The sequence below is a fragment of the Polaromonas sp. genome (genome assembly GCF_029945685.1).
Taxonomy (GTDB): Bacteria; Pseudomonadota; Gammaproteobacteria; order Burkholderiales; family Burkholderiaceae_C; genus Polaromonas.
Window position 1 is genome coordinate 239722 of sequence record NZ_JAQSDA010000025.1, and the last position, 14698, is coordinate 254419.

Sequence of the window (14698 nt, forward strand, 5' to 3'; positions counted from 1 at the left end):
CCCTCACCCCAACCCTCTCCCAATGGGAGAGGGAGAAAGAAAAATCATGAGTATTGAAATCCGCAACATCAGCAAACACTTCGGTAACTTCCAGGCGCTCGGCGACGTGAGCCTGGACATTGCCTCGGGCGAACTGGTGGCCTTGCTCGGCCCCTCGGGCTGCGGCAAGACCACCTTGCTGCGCATCATTGCCGGCCTCGAAACCGCCGACCAGGGCAGTATTTTGTTCAGCGGGGAAGACACGACCGACGTGCATGTGCGCGAGCGCCAGGTCGGTTTTGTGTTCCAGCATTACGCCTTGTTCCGCCACATGACTGTGTTTGAAAACGTCGCCTTCGGCCTGCGTGTCAAGCCGCGTGGCCTGCGTCCCAGCGACGCCGAGATCAAAAGAAAGGTGCATGAATTGCTGGGCCTGGTGCAGCTTGACTGGCTGGCTGACCGCTTCCCTTCGCAGCTTTCTGGCGGGCAGCGCCAGCGGATTGCGTTGGCACGCGCCCTGGCGGTTGAACCCAAGGTGCTGCTGCTCGACGAACCTTTCGGCGCACTCGACGCCAAGGTGAGGAAAGAGCTGCGCCGCTGGTTGCGCCGCCTGCACGATGACCTGCACGTCACCAGCATTTTTGTCACGCACGACCAGGAAGAGGCGCTCGAAGTCGCCGACCGCGTGGTGCTGATGAACCAGGGCAAGGTCGAGCAGATCGGCTCGCCGCAGCAGGTCTGGGACCACCCGGCCAGCCCCTTTGTTTATGGCTTTCTCGGCGACGTCAACCTGTTTCACGGCCGCGCGCACGAAGGCAAGATCCAGCTCGAAGGCATGCGCCTGGATTCGCCGGAGCACAGCGGCGCGCAAAACGCCAAAGCTTTTGCCTATGTGCGGCCGCATGACTTCGAGGTGCAGCGTTATTCACCGGGTGCCGAAGGTATTGCCGCGCAACTGAGCCGCGCGATTGTGATCGGGCCGATTGCCAGGCTGGAACTGACACCGTCCGAAAACAGCGGCCAGGCCGACCCGCTGATCGAAGTGCAGATTCCCTCGCAGCAATACCGCGACATGGAGCTGCGCGAGGGAGAACTGCTGGTGGTGACACCGCGCCACGCGCGGGTGTTTGTGGATGCGGGGGAGGGGATTTGAGGTTTCCCCCGACTGCTTATGTTTCGTGAGCTAGCCTATAGGTCGCTTGCGTATTGATTTCACTTTTTTCCGTTTCTCCAAGGAAGCGGTGGCTTTCGCTCCTTCCTCCCGGTACGTGATTTGATTTGAGAGCGGAAGAAAGTCTTGAATAACTTTGGACTTCATGGGCTCGTTGGTGTATCTAATTTTTGTGCTCATCTCTGGCGCTCTTCACATCACTTGCTAAGTAAGAACTTAACTCGTTAGCGGGCTTCGAGCTTGTACTTCTCACCATACATTGACTCATAGTTGAGGTTGAATGCAACGTCACCGGCCATTTGAAAAACAAGTTCTAAATTTGAGAAACGCAGGTCAGGAAATTCAAGTTCCGCTATCAAAATTTCTCCTTGGCTTGGTATGGCTCCATCCTTACCTGGCAAACCAAATTGATTCAGTTGATATTGAATTTTTGTGCCTAAAACATGAGCGATAAAGGCTTGAACCTCATCGGTTTGTCCATCCGGTCGCAGGAACCGCTGGTTGTCTTTAGTGAAGTATCTTTCGCGAATTACCGCTGGTCCAAGGCCGAGATTGCGAACGGTAAACGCAATGCTTGGACAAACCGAGGAATTTTTTCGCGCGATATGCCAAACCAGCAATGGGCGAACGCTGAGACGGTTGTGTTGATAAGCAAGCCAAGCTTGCCATGCCGTTGCAAAGAGAGCGCAGATGGCAATGACCGCAGAGGATAAGGCGATGATGTCGGATGAGGTCATAGCACGGAATTGAGAGTAGAGGACGTTAAATCCAAGGGGAGGCTCTATTTGGGCTTCTTTTTCGCAGGCTTGCCGGTCTTTGGATCTAGGTTGAAATAAACACCTGCCTTGAAACCTTCACTAAAACGTTCACTGCTGAGGATCTCACCATTTGCAGAACTGCACAACGGGCATTGTGTTCCCGCAGATTCAAACAATGGACTGACTTTTTTACAGGAAAAACAATGGAAGAACATAAAGCGACCTCCGTTTTAAATTTTCAACGTTGCTAATGCTTGCATCTTCCGCTTGATATTGTTTGTTTTATATCAGGTTCGCTATGTAGGGAACTTATCTGCGCCTGAACGCCCGAACCATCGGACAATCCGTACATTGATCGAAAAAAAAGGACCGTGATGTTGTCGAGCTATTTCGAAACCGCGCCGCGCCGTGTGCTGGCCCTGGTGTCTGCAGCCTGTGTCGCCATGCTGGCGTTTGGCCTGTACCTGCAGCATGTCGTTGGGCTGGAGCCTTGCCCCATGTGTATCGTGCAGCGTTATGCGCTGGTGCTGGTGGCGGTGGTGACGGGGGTTACGGCTTTTGCGCGCGGCAAAGGGCTGCTCATGACGGGTTCGGCGGTGACGCTGCTGGTGGCCGGTTTCGGTGCTTTTGTCGCTGCCCGCCAGAGCTGGTTGCAGTGGTACCCGCCCGAAGTCGCTTCCTGCGGGCGCGACTTCTACGGAATGATCGAGACCTTTCCGCTGCAGCGCGTGATCCCGATGATCTTCAAGGGCAGCGGCGACTGCACCAAGATCGACTGGACTTTTCTGGGCCTGTCGATTGCCAACTGGTCCTTCCTGTGTTTTGCCGGCATTGCGCTGCTGATGCTGGTTCTGCTGATGGTGCAGGGGCGCAGGCCAGCAACTGCACGTCGCTGACCCCGAGCTTCAGGACGGCAGTGGCGCGACCCGCGCCGGCACCAGCACAATTTCAAGGCTGCCGCCCGGGTTGTGGCTTTTCAGCCGCAATTCGTCCTGGGTCAGGCTCAGGATGTCGGTCTTGTACTCCTGCGCTTCCTCGATCATCGTGAGCTTGCCGTTGGTGTAAGTCCAGGCACCGAAGGCGGCCTTGCTGTTGGGCGAGGTGACCACCAGCGTGCCGTCCGACAAAAACGCGTACAGCGTGCCGGGCGCAACCCCGGTGGACAGGCTGACTTCCCACACCTTGTTGATGAAACCCGGCTTCACGTTGGCGGGGGAAGGCCTGGGTGTGTTGGCCAGGTCGATGGGTTCAGGCTCTTTCGAGCAGCCCACGACCAGCAACAGCACAGCCAGGCAGCAGGCCCGCCGCAGTGAATTTTTCATCGTAGGTGACTCCAAAAGAAAGTCCAAAAGAAACGATTCTCCCTTGAGGCCGGAAAAGGTGTAATACTGTACATATAAACAGTATTTTAGGTCTTTTCCTTCCATGGTTTCACTTTCTTCCGCCACGCCCACGCCGCCTTTGTCTCCGGGCCAGGCGCTGAACGCCATGCACGCCGACGTCTGGCGTGCCGCCGAGCTGGGCAGCCACAGCCTGCCGGCCCTGGACACCGGGTATGCGGCGCTCAACCAGGTGTTGCCCGGCGGCGGCTGGCCGCAGGGCGCGCTGGTGGAAATGCTGCAGCCGCAGGCCGGCCAGCATGAGTGGGGCCTGCTGGCGCCTGCGCTGGCCGCCGTGCAGGCCGCGGTGCCGGCCAAGCTGGTGGTGCTGGTGGGCGCGCCCTGGTTGCCATTCGGCCCGGCGCTGGGCGCGCGCCAGCTCAACATGCAGCGTGTACTTTGTGTGCACAGCCAGGGGCCGGCGTTGCTGTGGGCCACACGCGAAGCCCTACAGTGTGCCGACGTGGCCGCCGTGCTGGCCTGGCTGCCCGATGCACGCAGCGCCCATTTGCGCCGCCTGCAGATGGCCGCGCATGCGCACAGCCAGCTGCTGTTTGTGTTCCGGCCGCTGCGCGCGCAGCTCGAGTCTTCACCCGCACCGTTACGCCTCCTGCTCGAAGGTGCGGCGGCCGAAGAGGGCAACCTGCGGGTGCATGTGCTCAAGCGGCGCGGCCCGCCACTGGCCGCGCCGCTGCTGCTGGCCACGCGGCCGGCGCGCCTGTCGGCCCTGCTGGCGGCCAGCCGCGAACGTGCACGCCGCCGCCGGGAAGAGGCCGGCAGATCCGTGCCCAGGCTGCAGCCGGCCCCGGCCGCTGTTGCCGTCGCATCAGGAGAGGTTCATGCCGTGCTGGATCGCATTGCAAACAGCCATCACCACTGAGTCCGGGCCGGCGCTGATGGACGAGGCCGCGCTGCAGCGCACCGTGGCCAGCCTGGCGCTGGGTTTCACGCCGCGCGTGGCGATGGTGGACGAGGCCGTGCTGCTGGACGTGACCGGCAGCCTGCGCCTGTTTGGCGGGCTGGCGCGGCTGATGCAGCTGCTGGCGCAGCGGATCGCATTGTTTTTTGAGTCAAATCGGGCTCTGGCCCTTATCTGGCGTGCGCAAGGCGCTACATCCTTGATAGCGCTTGGGCGGCTGCGCCATGCCGCCGGCAAGCCAGGACCGGGCCGCACACGGGTGGCCGACCTGCCCATGCACACCTTGACTGCGGCGCGTCCACACCTGGGCGTGCTCGAGCGCATCGGCTGCCGCAGCTGGGACGACCTGCTGCGCCTGCCGCGCGACGGCGTGGCCCGGCGTTTTGGCGCGGAACTGCTGGAGGCGCTGGACCGGGCCCGCGGAAGCCTGCCCGACAACCACGACTGGCTGGTGCTGCCCGAACACTTCGAGGAAAAGATCGAGCTCAACGCCCTGGTCACCCACGGCCCGGCGCTGATGGCCGGCGCCGAACGCCTGCTGGCCGGCCTGCACGCCTGGCTGCTGGGGCGGCAAAGCGGCATCTGCGCGCTGCGACTCACCTGGCACCTGGACAAGCGCCGCGACGTGGTGCCCAGCGGCGAGATGGACGTCCGCACCGCCCAGCCCGCGCAGGACCTGCGCCACGTGACGCGCCTGATCGCCGAACACCTGGCGCAGCAACAGCTGCCGGCACCAGTGCATTCATTGAGCCTGCGCTCGCTGGTCACCGAGCCACTGGTGGACGCGGCCGCCGCCACCACCAGCCTGCTGATGGAGGCGCGCCGGCAGGGCGACAGCGCGGTGGAACTGATAGAACGCCTGAGCGCCCGCCTGGGGCCGGCGCAGGTGCAGGCCTGGCAGCCCTGCGCCGACCACCGGCCCGAGCAGATGCAGCGCTGGGTCAGCGCCCAGGGTGCTATTCAATTAATAGCTGGTGGCGCACGCCAGACAAGGGCTAGAGGCCAAAAAGGCTTGAAGAAGATGGAGGCGGGAGCGGAGGAGGGGGCGGCCAGAACCGACGCCCTCTACCCGACCTGGCTGCTGCCCGAACCAATCCGGCTGGCGGCGGTGGGCGACAGCCCGGTGTACCAGGGGCCGCTATTGCGGCTGGCCGGCCCGCAGCGGCTGGAGGCCAGCGGCTGGCTGATGAACGGCGAAGCGGCCGGCGTGCGCAGCAAGCCCGCGGCGATCCGCGACTACTTCATCTACCGCAGCCAGCAGGCCGGCCTGCTGTGGATATTCAGCGAGCGTTTGCCGGTGCCACAGCCGGCAGACACGCAGCGGCGCGCCTGGTACCTGCACGGGTTTTTTGCCTGAGGAACCGGTGTGTTCAGCGGACCGCTTCCCGACTATGCCGAGCTGCATGTACTGAGCAACTTCAGCTTCCAGCGCGGCGCCTCGCACGCCGAAGAGCTGGTCGAGCGGGCCGCCGGCCTGGGTTACCGCGCGCTGGCCATCACCGACGAGTGTTCGGTGGCCGGTGTGGTGCGTGCCCATGTGGCGGCCAAAAAACACGGGCTCCAGCTGCTGCCCGGGGCCGAGTTTTTTGTGCAGGCGGCGCACCCCTTCCGGCTGGTGGTGTTGCCGCACAACGCGGCCGGCTGGGGCAACCTGTGCGAGTTCATCACCGCGGCCAAACAGGCGGGTGACCTGCTGGACAAGGGCAGCTACCGGGTGGCGCTGGGGGGCAGCGATTTTTTGCAACTGGCCGATTGCGAGGTGCTGCTGCTTGCCTTGCCGGACGCTATCGATATAGAAGCGCTCTGCGCCCATGCGACGTGGGCTACAGGCCTGTTTGGCTTGCATGCCTGGCTGGCCGTCGAGCTGCTGCAAGGCCTGGACGACGCGCTGCGCCTGCAGCAGTTGCAGCAAGTGGCGCAGCGCACCGGCATCCGCCTGGTGGCGGCCGGCAACGTGCGCATGCATGTGCGCTCGCGCAAGCCGCTGCATGACGTGATGACGGCCATCCGTCTGGGCAAAACCGTGCATGAATGCGGCTTTGCCCTGCAGGCCAATGCCGAAGCGCATTTGCGCCCGCGCATGCGCCTGGCCGACCTCTACCCGCCCGAGCTGCTGCGCGCCACGCTGGAGGTGGCCGCGCGCTGCAGCTTCAGCCTGGACGAGATCCGCGACCTGTACCGCTACCCGCTGGGCGACATGGTGCCGCAAGCGGAAACGCCGGCCCAGTGCCTGCGCCGTCTGACAGCCGAGGGGGCGCAGGAGCGTTACCCCGGCGGCGTGCCGGACAAGATCCAGACGCAGATCAACCATGAGCTGGCCCTGATCGAGGAACTCGGCTACGAGATGTACTTCATCACCGTGCATGACATCGTGCGTTTTGCGCGGCAGCAGGGCATTCTGTGCCAGGGGCGCGGCTCGGCCGCCAACTCGGCCGTCTGTTACTGCCTGGCCGTGACGGCCGTCAACCCGGCCGAAAGCCAGTTGCTGTTCGAGCGTTTCATCAGCCGCGAACGGCGTGAGCCGCCCGACATCGACGTGGACTTCGAACACCAGCGGCGCGAGGAAGTCATCCAGTACATCTACGCCAAATACGGCCACGACCGCGCGGCGATTGCGGCCACCGTGATCAGCTACCGGCCGCGCAGCGCCATCCGCGACGTGGGCAAGGCGCTGGGTGTGGCGCCCGAACTGGTCGAGCAGCTGGCCAAAGAGCATTTCTGGTTTGACGGCAGCCAGGCACTGGAGAAAAAACTCGCCGAAGCCGGCCTGCAGCAGGACCCCGGGCCGGTGCTGCAGTGGCTGGACCTGTCGGTGCAGCTGATCGGTTTTCCGCGCCACCTGAGCCAGCATGTGGGCGGTTTTGTGCTGACGCAGGGCAAACTCACGCGCCTGGTGCCCATCCAGCCGGCGTCCATGGACGACCGCCGCATCATTCAGTGGGACAAGGACGACCTCGACGCCATGGGCCTGCTGAAAGTCGACGTGCTGGCGCTCGGCATGCTGTCGGCCATACGCCGCTGCCTGCAGCTGGTGGACCAACTGCGCGGCGGCTGGTTGCAGATGCACCAGATTCCGGGTGACGACCTCCCCACCTACGACATGATCTGTGCGGCCGACACGGTGGGCGTGTTCCAGATCGAAAGCCGCGCGCAGATGTCCATGCTGCCGCGCCTGCAGCCGCGCATCTACTACGACCTGGTGGTGGAAGTGGCCATCGTGCGGCCCGGGCCGATTCAGGGCGGCATGGTGCACCCCTACCTGCGCAACCGCGAGATGGTCCGCAAGGGCGGTGACATTGCCTACCCCTACCCGGAACTCAAGGACGCGCTGGGTCGCACGCTGGGCGTGCCGATTTTCCAGGAGCAGGTCATGCAGATCGCCATGATCGCGGCCAAATTCACCGCCGACGAGGCCGACGATTTGCGCCGCTCCATGGCGGCCTGGAAACGCAAGGGCGGCGTCGAGCGTTTTCACGACCGCCTGGTCAACGCCATGACGGCGCGCGGCTATGACGCCACTTTTTCGGAAAACATCTTCAGCCAGATCCGCGGTTTTGGCGAATACGGCTTTCCGGAAAGCCATGCCGCCAGTTTTGCCAAACTGGTGTATGTGAGCTGCTGGCTCAAGTGCCACGAGCCTGCGTGTTTTCTGGCGGCCCTGCTCAACTCGCAGCCGATGGGGTTTTATGCGCCCTCGCAACTGGTGCAGGACGCACGCCGCCACGGGGTGGAGGTGCGCGCGGTGGACGTGACCTGCAGCCAGTGGGATTGCACGCTGGAGACGGCAGACGACGTGGCCCGCTTGCCGCAGTATCCAGGCATTCATGAGGCGCAGCCCGCCGTCCGCCTGGGCCTGCGCCTGGTGGCGGGCCTGCCGGGAGCGGCGGCGCTGCGCATCACGCAAGCCCGCGCGCAAGCACCTTTCACCTCGACCGAAGACCTGGTCTCGCGCGCGCAGCTCGGCACGCGTGAGATCAACGCGCTGGCTGCCGCCGATGCCTTGCTGCCCCTGGCCGGCCACCGGCGCCAGCAGGTCTGGGAAGCCGCCGCGATCAAATCCGCGCCGGGCCTGCTCAAGGCGGTGCCGGTGCACGAGACCCCGCTGCAGCTGGCGGACACGCCCGAAGGCGAAAACATCCTGTTCGACTACCAGTCCACCGGCCTCACGCTGCGCCGCCATCCATTGGCCCTGCTGCGGCCGCGGCTGGCCGGTCGCGGCCTGCTCAGTGCCGGTGAGCTCAATGCGCTGCCCAACGGCAAGGAGGTGGCGGCCTGCGGCATTGTCACGGTGCGCCAGCAGCCGCAAACCGCCAAGGGCACCATCTTCGTGACGCTGGAAGACGAAACCGGCCCGGTCAACGTGATTGTCTGGAAATCATTGCGCGACACCCAGCGCCACGAGGTGCTGCATGCGCGCCTGCTGGCGGTGTACGGCGTCTGGCAGCGCAGCGAGGAAAGCGACACCCGCGAAGGCTACGGCGCCGTGCGCAACCTGGTGGCGCACCGGCTCGAAGACCTGACACCGCTGCTCGGGCGGCTGGGCACCTCCAGCCGCGATTTTCATTAAAGGCGCAGACCGCTGGCTTACATGCCCGAGGGGAAAGTCTCGGGCGCCTCGCCGGTATGCCACACCGCGCCCCGGTCCAGCGGCTCCAGCGCATGGGTTTCGTCGACGTGGATCAGCGCGTCGAACTGCTGGCTCAGGTGGGTGTGGAAGTAGTGGCTCTGGCGCTCGGTGTCGGGCCGGTAGATCACGCCGATGGCGCGCTGCAGCCGCTGCGGCTGCGCAAGTTCGCCCAGCGCGTCGTTGTCGCGCAGGTCCAGCCAGAACCGGGGGGTCCCGGTCTGGTGCAGCAACGCCTCCCAACTGCCGGGCAGGCCGGCGCGCACCCGCTTGTGCTGCGGCGGTTCGTCCCAGTTCGACGCGGCTGTCACCGAACCGTGGTGGGTGCTGAAGCCCACCAGCACCGCGTCGCCGTCATGGCGGTCGCGCACGAGTTGGCCCACGTTCCATTCACCGCGGTCGCCCATTTCGGTGGCGGCTGCGTCGCCGAGGTGCGAGTTGTGCGCCCAGACGGCCATGCGTGGCGGCACGCCGCCGGCGCCCAGGTGGCGGTCCAGCGCCTGCAGCGTTTCTTCCATGTGGCTGTCGCGCAGATTCCACGACGAGACACGCCCACGGAACATGGTGCGGTAATACTCTTCGGCGTTGCGCACCAGACGCGCGTTCTGCTGGACGTAAAACATCTCGTCGCGTTCCAGCCCGGGCGTGGGCGGCAACTGGCCGAAGCGGCGGGTCATGGCGCGTAATTGCTGCACCACCTCGTCTTCACAACTGCGCGCCAGGCCGAAACTGGCGGCGTAACCGTAAGCCTGGCTGTCTTCGCCCGCGTGATCGAAACAGGCGTACCTGTCGCGTGCCCGCTGCGCCGCCGGCGGGTCGGTGCGGTCCAGGTAGGCCAGCACTTCCTGGATGGAGGTGAACAGGCTGTACAGGTCCATGCCGTAAAAGCCGACCCGGCTGGCGGCGCTGCGCCCGGCGTTGTACTCGCGCAGCCACTCCACAAAATCGCGTACCACGGCGTTGCGCCACATCCAGGCAGGAAAACGTTCAAACCCCGCCAGCGCGTCGCTGGCGTTGCGGTCGTCTGACTGGCCGCGCACATACCGGTTGACGCGCCAGGCGTCGGGCCAGTCGGCCTCCACCGCGATGGCGGTGAAGCCTTTTTCGATGATGAGCCGCTTTGTGATGTTGACGCGCTCCTGATAGAACTCGCGCGTGCCGTGGGAGGCTTCGCCGAGCAGCACAAACCGCGCCGGGCCAATCAGCTGCAGCAAACCGTCGTGGTCGTGCGTGCTGCCAGTCAGGGGGTGCAGGTGTTGCCGCAGGCCCTCGAGCAGGGCCGTGTCGGTGCGTGTGGGGGAATGCTGCGCGGTCATGACAGGGTCCTGGTGGGGTGTCAGGGGGAAGGGGAAGGCGCGTGCACGCGGGCGTCTTCAAGCAAGGTGCGCACCTCGTCGTCGCTGGTCTGGGGAAACTGCCGGTACCACAGGCCAACGGCGCGAAACGGTTCGGGCATGGCGACGCAGACCACGTCATCGGCCACACCCTGCAGCGCCTGGCAGCTGTCTGCGGCGCCTACCGGCACGGCCATCACCAGATGCGCCGGTTGCTGCTGGCGGATGGCCAGCAGCGCGGCGTGCATGGTTGCGCCAGTGGCCAGCCCGTCGTCAACCACGATCACCGTGCGGCCGTGCAGATCGGGCGCCGGGTTCTGGCCGCGGTAGAGCTGCTCGCGCCGCTGCAGCTCGGGCACCTCACGCGCCACCGCGGCGGCCACCTCTTCGGGCGTGACGTGCATGCCCGGCATCGGGTTCATCACGCGCACGCCGCCGCTGGCAATCGCCCCCATGGCGTATTCCTCGTGGCCGGGAAACCCGAGCTTGCGCACCACAAACACGTCGAGCGGCGCGTTCAGGGCGCGCGCCACTTCGTAGGCCACGGGCACGCCGCCGCGCGGCAGGGCCAGCACCAGCAGCTGGGGGCGGCCGCGGTAGTGCGCCAGTGCGCCGGCCAGCACGCGGCCCGCCTCGCGGCGGTCTTCATAGGGAAGGCGTGTGTCTTTCATGATGGACCGCCATGGTTTTGACGGGAGCCAGCCAGGCGCTGAACCAGTCGGCTGCCAGTTCGGCCACCTGCTCCAGGGTGCCGCGTTCCTCGAACAGATGGGTGGCGCCCGGCACCACGGCCAGCCGTTTTTCGCAGTGCAGATGGGTGTAGGCCTGCTCGTTGAGTGCGATCACCTCGTCGTCGTTGCCGCCCACGATCAGCAGCGTGGGCGCGGTGACCGCCGCCAGCGCCACCGGGCCGGCCAGGTCGGGGCGGCCGCCGCGCGACACCACGGCCGCAATGCGTTTGCCGAGCCGCGCCGCGGCAATCAGCGCCGCCGCGCTGCCGGTGCTGGCGCCGAAGTAACCGATGGGGGCGTGCTGCAGGTCCGGCTGGGCGGCCACCCACTCGGTAACCTCCTGCATGCGCGCGGTCAGCAAGGCGATGTCGAAACGGTGCTCGCGGGTGTGGGTGTCGACCTGTTCTTCCTGCACGGTGAGCAGGTCGAACAGCAGGGTGGCAATGCCCGCATGCTGGAGTTTTTGCGCCACCTGGCGGTTGCGGGCGCTGTGCCGGCCGCTGCCGCTGCCGTGGGCAAACACCACCAGGCCCGGGGCGCCGGCCGGCAGGACGAGGTCGCCGTACAACCAGGTGTTTCCGCAGGGAATACGGACTTCGCGGCTCGCCGGGGCAGAGGTGGGACGGTTCATGGACATCTCCGTTTGAGAAGACCACCATAGTCCTGCGTGGCCTGGCCGGCCATCAGACGAGTCCTATTTGTCGGTCAGACGGCCTCGCCGTGCCAGGTCCTTGATCTGGAGCAAAAACAGGCACCAGCCCAATCAGGACGGGCGCCAGCAGCTATGAAATCAGGAGTTGCTGGCGCGGCGGTAGAAAGCCAGTGAGCCGGCCAGGCTCAGCAGGGCGCCGCCGCACAGGCGGTCCAGCCAGCGTGTGGCACCGGCCTTGAGCAGCCGCAACGCCCGCGCGCCGATGACGGCATAGGCCAGCATCACGGTGAAGTCCAGTCCCCCGAACACCAGTGCGATCGTGATGTACTGCGGCGCCTGGGTCGCGGCCGGGTCGATGAACTGCGGCAGCAGGGCGGAGCAAAACAGATAACCCTTGGGGTTGGTGGCGGCCACCAGAAAGGATTTCATGAAGATGGCCCGGCCATGGCGTGGTTCGGCATCGGCCTCGCCGGCTGGCAATTCAAAACCGCCTTTCGAGCGCAGCATGCGCACGCCCAGCCAGGCCAGGTAGAGGGCCCCCACCCATTTGAGCACCGAGAACCAGAACTCCGAAGCCGCCAACAGTGCGCCCAGACCCAGCGCCACCGCACCGACCAGCACGAAGTCCGAGGCCACGGCCCCCAACATGCCGGGCACGGAGCGGCGAACGCCGTAACGCGAGCCGTTGATCAGCGCCAGCAGCACCGTGGGACCGGGCGTGGCGATCACCGCCAGCGCGACGGCTGCAAACAGCAGCAGGCTGCTGCTGGTCATGCCGCGGCTCCGCAACCGGCCGGTTTGAAGACACGCTCGGTCGATGCCGGGTAGCGGGCCAGTTTGTCAGCCGGCCGGCGCGGCCGGGTGACCAGTTCGCCGCCGCAGTTGGGGCAGATGCCGTGGAGCTTGCTGGTGGCGCAATCGCTGCAGAAGGTGCATTCGAAGGTGCAGATGCGGGCCTCAGGGGACTCGTTGGGCAGGTCCTGGTTGCAGCATTCGCAGTTGGGGCGGAGTTGGAGCATGGTGAGTCCTGTTCAAAAGCGGGAGAAAAAGGCTGTAGCTGCGCATTTTCAGGCATGTTGGCGAGCCGGCCCGACGGCCTGCGGGGTTGCTCGATAGCCACTACCATGGGTGTTGATTTTTTACCCCTCTGTCAAGGACGCCCGCATGACCACCCCGACCCTCACAAAAATGAAAATCGACTTCGTCTCCGACGTGTCCTGCCCCTGGTGCGTGATTGGCCTCAAGTCGCTGGAAGACGCCTTGGGCCGGGTGGCCGGCGAGGTGCAGGCCGAGATACATTTCCAGCCTTTCGAGCTGAACCCGAAGATGCCGGCCGAAGGCCAGGACATTGCTGAACACCTGGCCGAAAAATACGGTTCTACCCCCGAGCAGTCACAGCGCAACCGCGAGATGATCCGCGCGCGCGGGCAGGACGTGGGTTTCACCTTCAGCATGGACAAACGCAGCCGCATCTACAACACCTTCGACGCCCACCGCCTGCTGCATTGGGCCGAGGAAGAAGGGGAAGGGCGCCAGATGGCGCTCAAGGAAGCCCTGTTCAAGGCCTATTTCACCGACGGCGAAAGCCCAGGCTCGCACGAGGTGCTGGCGCGCGTGGCCGGCGAGGTCGGGCTGGACACGGTGCGGGCCAAAGCCATTCTGGCCTCCGGCGAGTATGCCGACGCCGTGCGCGAACGCGAGCAGTTCTACCTGCAGCAGGGCATCCACGCGGTGCCGGCCGTCATCATCAACGACAAACACCTGATCTCGGGCGGCCAGCCGGCCGAAGTCTTCGAGCAGGCCTTGCGGCAGATCGCTGCGGCCGGCTGACCGGGGTCAGGCCTTCAGCGTGGCCGTCAGCGTGATGGAACCCACGCTGGCCAGCGCCTTGGACAGCGGGCAGCCGCGCTTGGCGGCCTCGGCGATCTGCTGGAATTGGTCCGGGGCCATGCCCGGCACCTTCGCTTCGAGCGTCAGCGCAATGCGGTCGATCACAAAACCATCGCCTTCCGGCACCAACCGGACTTTGGCCTGGGTGTCGACCTGCTCGGTGGCAAATCCCGCCTTGTCGCAGGCAAACGAAAAAGCCATGGTGAAGCACGCCGCATGCGCCGCGCCCAGCAGCTCTTCGGGGTTGGTGCCTGTGCGGTCGTCTTCAAAACGGCTGCCAAAGCCGTAGGGATAGGCTTTGAGCGCAGCGGTTTCGGTGCTGATCTGGCCCTGGCCTTTTTTGCCCTGGCCTTCCCAGTGAACGCTGGCGGTTTTTTCGGTCATGGTGTGTCCTTTGGATGATGTGGTGGATCGCGGGCCACTGTGCGTGGCCACCTGATCACTGTGCCGAGCCGGCCGGGGGCCGGGCGTGAGACATCATCGCCAGCGGGCGCTGGCCTTCTCCTACGCGGGGGCAACTGTGCGGCGTCGCGCGTTGCTATGCGCTTGGCATGGAACAAACGAAATCAGAACCCGCAGGCCACGCCTCAACCTATACAGTCCTCATTCAATGGAGGCTTGCTTTTTTAGGCGACTCACAACCATAGAAGCAGTATGCGCTCTCACCGAGTTCAATACAGCTACATTCACCCATGAAAAGCCGATTACGGCCTCATCAATTTCTTTATCTGTCACCTCAAGCTGCGCCACCCCCTTGGGATGCATCAGTCGGTCTCTAACCTTCATGGTATTCACCAATGCTTCAAAGGCCGGACCAGAACAAGCCGGGGATGGGCGCCCGAAGACATCAGCGTAAACCTGAAATGTCATTCGTATCAGCGCCATGGTTCCGACGCGCATCGACGTCGTCTGAACAAGTCCCGAAGGTGAAATAGCAACCTGCTCCTCTGCAAGAGCAAGACGTTGAGCAGAGGAGAGTGCTGGGATGATTGAGTCGGTCTCAAGAAGCCTACGCCTCAAAAAATAGCAGCTAGCTTCAGCAAGAGCAAATATGGCACGAACAACTGATCTTCGCTGCGCAGACGTAAGCGAATAGGTCGAACCAAAGGCGTACTGAGAAACATTAAGCAACTCAGCCTCGGTCGCATGAGGATACAAGACACTATCTACATCTAGTCGAAGAATTTCGTAGACTTTGAGAAATTCCTCTGCCATCTTAGTCATAGGAGTATGGTATCCAGACGGTGCGAAAGCGCCGTGC

General features: G+C 64.3%; 15 protein-coding genes. 6 read left to right on the forward strand and 9 right to left on the reverse strand.

From position 1 onward, the window contains the following. Window positions 1-46: 46 nt before the first annotated feature. A complete protein-coding gene (locus tag PSV26_RS17015; RefSeq protein ID WP_300572321.1) occupies window positions 47-1132 on the forward strand; it encodes a sulfate ABC transporter ATP-binding protein in 1086 nt (361 codons plus the stop codon). 242 nt (window positions 1133-1374) lie between these two features. Here the strand turns inward: PSV26_RS17015 and PSV26_RS17020 are convergent, their stop codons facing one another. Beyond that, window positions 1375-1887, reverse strand: a complete 513-nt coding sequence (locus PSV26_RS17020; protein ID WP_300572323.1) for a hypothetical protein — start codon at window positions 1885-1887, stop codon at window positions 1375-1377. Between the two features lie 395 nt (window positions 1888-2282). On the opposite strand from PSV26_RS17020, the gene PSV26_RS17025 reads away from it, so the two are divergent. Then, window positions 2283-2804, forward strand: coding sequence for a disulfide bond formation protein B (locus PSV26_RS17025; RefSeq protein ID WP_300572325.1), 522 nt, complete (start codon window positions 2283-2285; stop codon window positions 2802-2804). Between the two features lie 9 nt (window positions 2805-2813). On the opposite strand, the gene PSV26_RS17030 is transcribed toward PSV26_RS17025, so the two are convergent. Next, complete coding sequence (locus tag PSV26_RS17030; protein ID WP_300572327.1) at window positions 2814-3230, reverse strand: hypothetical protein; 417 nt, start codon at window positions 3228-3230, stop codon at window positions 2814-2816. Window positions 3231-3333: 103 nt separating this feature from the next. Between PSV26_RS17030 and imuA the strand changes: the two genes are divergently transcribed. From imuA to PSV26_RS17045, 3 genes are read left to right on the forward strand one after another with little or no spacing between them, the layout of a single operon-like run. Continuing rightward, entirely contained in the window at window positions 3334-4167 is an 834-nt protein-coding gene (gene imuA, locus PSV26_RS17035; protein ID WP_300572329.1) for a translesion DNA synthesis-associated protein ImuA, read from the forward strand. Beyond that, a complete protein-coding gene (locus PSV26_RS17040; protein ID WP_300572331.1) occupies window positions 4127-5563 on the forward strand; it encodes a DNA polymerase Y family protein in 1437 nt (478 codons plus the stop codon). The genes imuA and PSV26_RS17040 overlap by 41 nt, the downstream gene beginning before the upstream one ends. A gap of 9 nt (window positions 5564-5572) precedes the next feature. Further along, window positions 5573-8773 carry an error-prone DNA polymerase gene (locus tag PSV26_RS17045; protein WP_300572333.1) on the forward strand — a complete coding sequence of 1067 codons (3201 nt, stop codon included), beginning with the start codon at window positions 5573-5575 and terminating at the stop codon, window positions 8771-8773. Between the two features lie 17 nt (window positions 8774-8790). Here the strand turns inward: PSV26_RS17045 and PSV26_RS17050 are convergent, their stop codons facing one another. The 5 genes from PSV26_RS17050 to PSV26_RS17070 all read right to left on the reverse strand — a co-directional run bounded on the left by PSV26_RS17050 (window position 8791) and on the right by PSV26_RS17070 (window position 12566). Continuing rightward, window positions 8791-10146, reverse strand: coding sequence for an erythromycin esterase family protein (locus PSV26_RS17050; RefSeq protein WP_300572335.1), 1356 nt, complete (start codon window positions 10144-10146; stop codon window positions 8791-8793). 20 nt (window positions 10147-10166) lie between these two features. Beyond that, on the reverse strand, window positions 10167-10835 hold the full coding sequence (locus PSV26_RS17055) for a phosphoribosyltransferase (RefSeq protein ID WP_300572337.1): 669 nt from the start codon (window positions 10833-10835) through the stop codon (window positions 10167-10169). Further along, on the reverse strand, window positions 10810-11526 hold the full coding sequence (locus PSV26_RS17060; RefSeq protein WP_300572338.1) for an alpha/beta family hydrolase: 717 nt from the start codon (window positions 11524-11526) through the stop codon (window positions 10810-10812). Before PSV26_RS17060 ends, PSV26_RS17055 begins: the two co-directional genes overlap by 26 nt. Window positions 11527-11685: 159 nt before the next feature. After that, window positions 11686-12321 (reverse strand): LysE family translocator, encoded by a 636-nt coding sequence (locus PSV26_RS17065; protein WP_300572340.1) that lies wholly within the window; start codon window positions 12319-12321, stop codon window positions 11686-11688. Beyond that, window positions 12318-12566, reverse strand: a complete 249-nt coding sequence (locus tag PSV26_RS17070) for a DUF1272 domain-containing protein (RefSeq protein ID WP_300520416.1) — start codon at window positions 12564-12566, stop codon at window positions 12318-12320. The genes PSV26_RS17065 and PSV26_RS17070 overlap by 4 nt, the downstream gene beginning before the upstream one ends. Before the next feature lie 145 nt (window positions 12567-12711). Here PSV26_RS17070 and PSV26_RS17075 point away from each other — a divergent pair, with 145 nt between their 5' ends. Further along, on the forward strand, window positions 12712-13377 hold the full coding sequence (locus PSV26_RS17075) for a DsbA family oxidoreductase (RefSeq protein ID WP_300572342.1): 666 nt from the start codon (window positions 12712-12714) through the stop codon (window positions 13375-13377). Between the two features lie 6 nt (window positions 13378-13383). On the opposite strand, the gene PSV26_RS17080 is transcribed toward PSV26_RS17075, so the two are convergent. Both PSV26_RS17080 and PSV26_RS17085 read right to left on the reverse strand, forming a co-directional pair. Continuing rightward, the gene (locus tag PSV26_RS17080) at window positions 13384-13821 is read right to left on the reverse strand and encodes an OsmC family protein (protein ID WP_300572344.1); all 438 of its coding nucleotides are present in this window, start codon (window positions 13819-13821) and stop codon (window positions 13384-13386) included. Window positions 13822-14040: 219 nt separating this feature from the next. Then, on the reverse strand, window positions 14041-14661 hold the full coding sequence (locus PSV26_RS17085) for a hypothetical protein (RefSeq protein ID WP_300572345.1): 621 nt from the start codon (window positions 14659-14661) through the stop codon (window positions 14041-14043). Window positions 14662-14698: the final 37 nt, after the last annotated feature.

Bases quoted from the DNA above. Each gene is read 5' to 3' on its own strand.
- PSV26_RS17055 (WP_300572337.1), bottom strand. From the start codon at position 10,835: ATGAAAGACACACGCCTTCCCTATGAAGACCGCCGCGAGGCGGGCCGC.
- PSV26_RS17060 (WP_300572338.1), bottom strand. From the start codon at position 11,526: ATGAACCGTCCCACCTCTGCCCCGGCGAGCCGCGAAGTCCGTATTCCC.
- imuA (WP_300572329.1), top strand. From the start codon at position 3,334: ATGGTTTCACTTTCTTCCGCCACGCCCACGCCGCCTTTGTCTCCGGGC.
- PSV26_RS17080 (WP_300572344.1), bottom strand. From the start codon at position 13,821: ATGACCGAAAAAACCGCCAGCGTTCACTGGGAAGGCCAGGGCAAAAAA.
- PSV26_RS17015 (WP_300572321.1), top strand. From the start codon at position 47: ATGAGTATTGAAATCCGCAACATCAGCAAACACTTCGGTAACTTCCAG.
- PSV26_RS17070 (WP_300520416.1), bottom strand. From the start codon at position 12,566: ATGCTCCAACTCCGCCCCAACTGCGAATGCTGCAACCAGGACCTGCCC.
- PSV26_RS17065 (WP_300572340.1), bottom strand. From the start codon at position 12,321: ATGACCAGCAGCAGCCTGCTGCTGTTTGCAGCCGTCGCGCTGGCGGTG.
- PSV26_RS17050 (WP_300572335.1), bottom strand. From the start codon at position 10,146: ATGACCGCGCAGCATTCCCCCACACGCACCGACACGGCCCTGCTCGAG.
- PSV26_RS17025 (WP_300572325.1), top strand. From the start codon at position 2,283: ATGTTGTCGAGCTATTTCGAAACCGCGCCGCGCCGTGTGCTGGCCCTG.
- PSV26_RS17075 (WP_300572342.1), top strand. From the start codon at position 12,712: ATGACCACCCCGACCCTCACAAAAATGAAAATCGACTTCGTCTCCGAC.
- PSV26_RS17040 (WP_300572331.1), top strand. From the start codon at position 4,127: ATGCCGTGCTGGATCGCATTGCAAACAGCCATCACCACTGAGTCCGGG.
- PSV26_RS17085 (WP_300572345.1), bottom strand. From the start codon at position 14,661: ATGACTAAGATGGCAGAGGAATTTCTCAAAGTCTACGAAATTCTTCGA.
- PSV26_RS17030 (WP_300572327.1), bottom strand. From the start codon at position 3,230: ATGAAAAATTCACTGCGGCGGGCCTGCTGCCTGGCTGTGCTGTTGCTG.
- PSV26_RS17020 (WP_300572323.1), bottom strand. From the start codon at position 1,887: ATGACCTCATCCGACATCATCGCCTTATCCTCTGCGGTCATTGCCATC.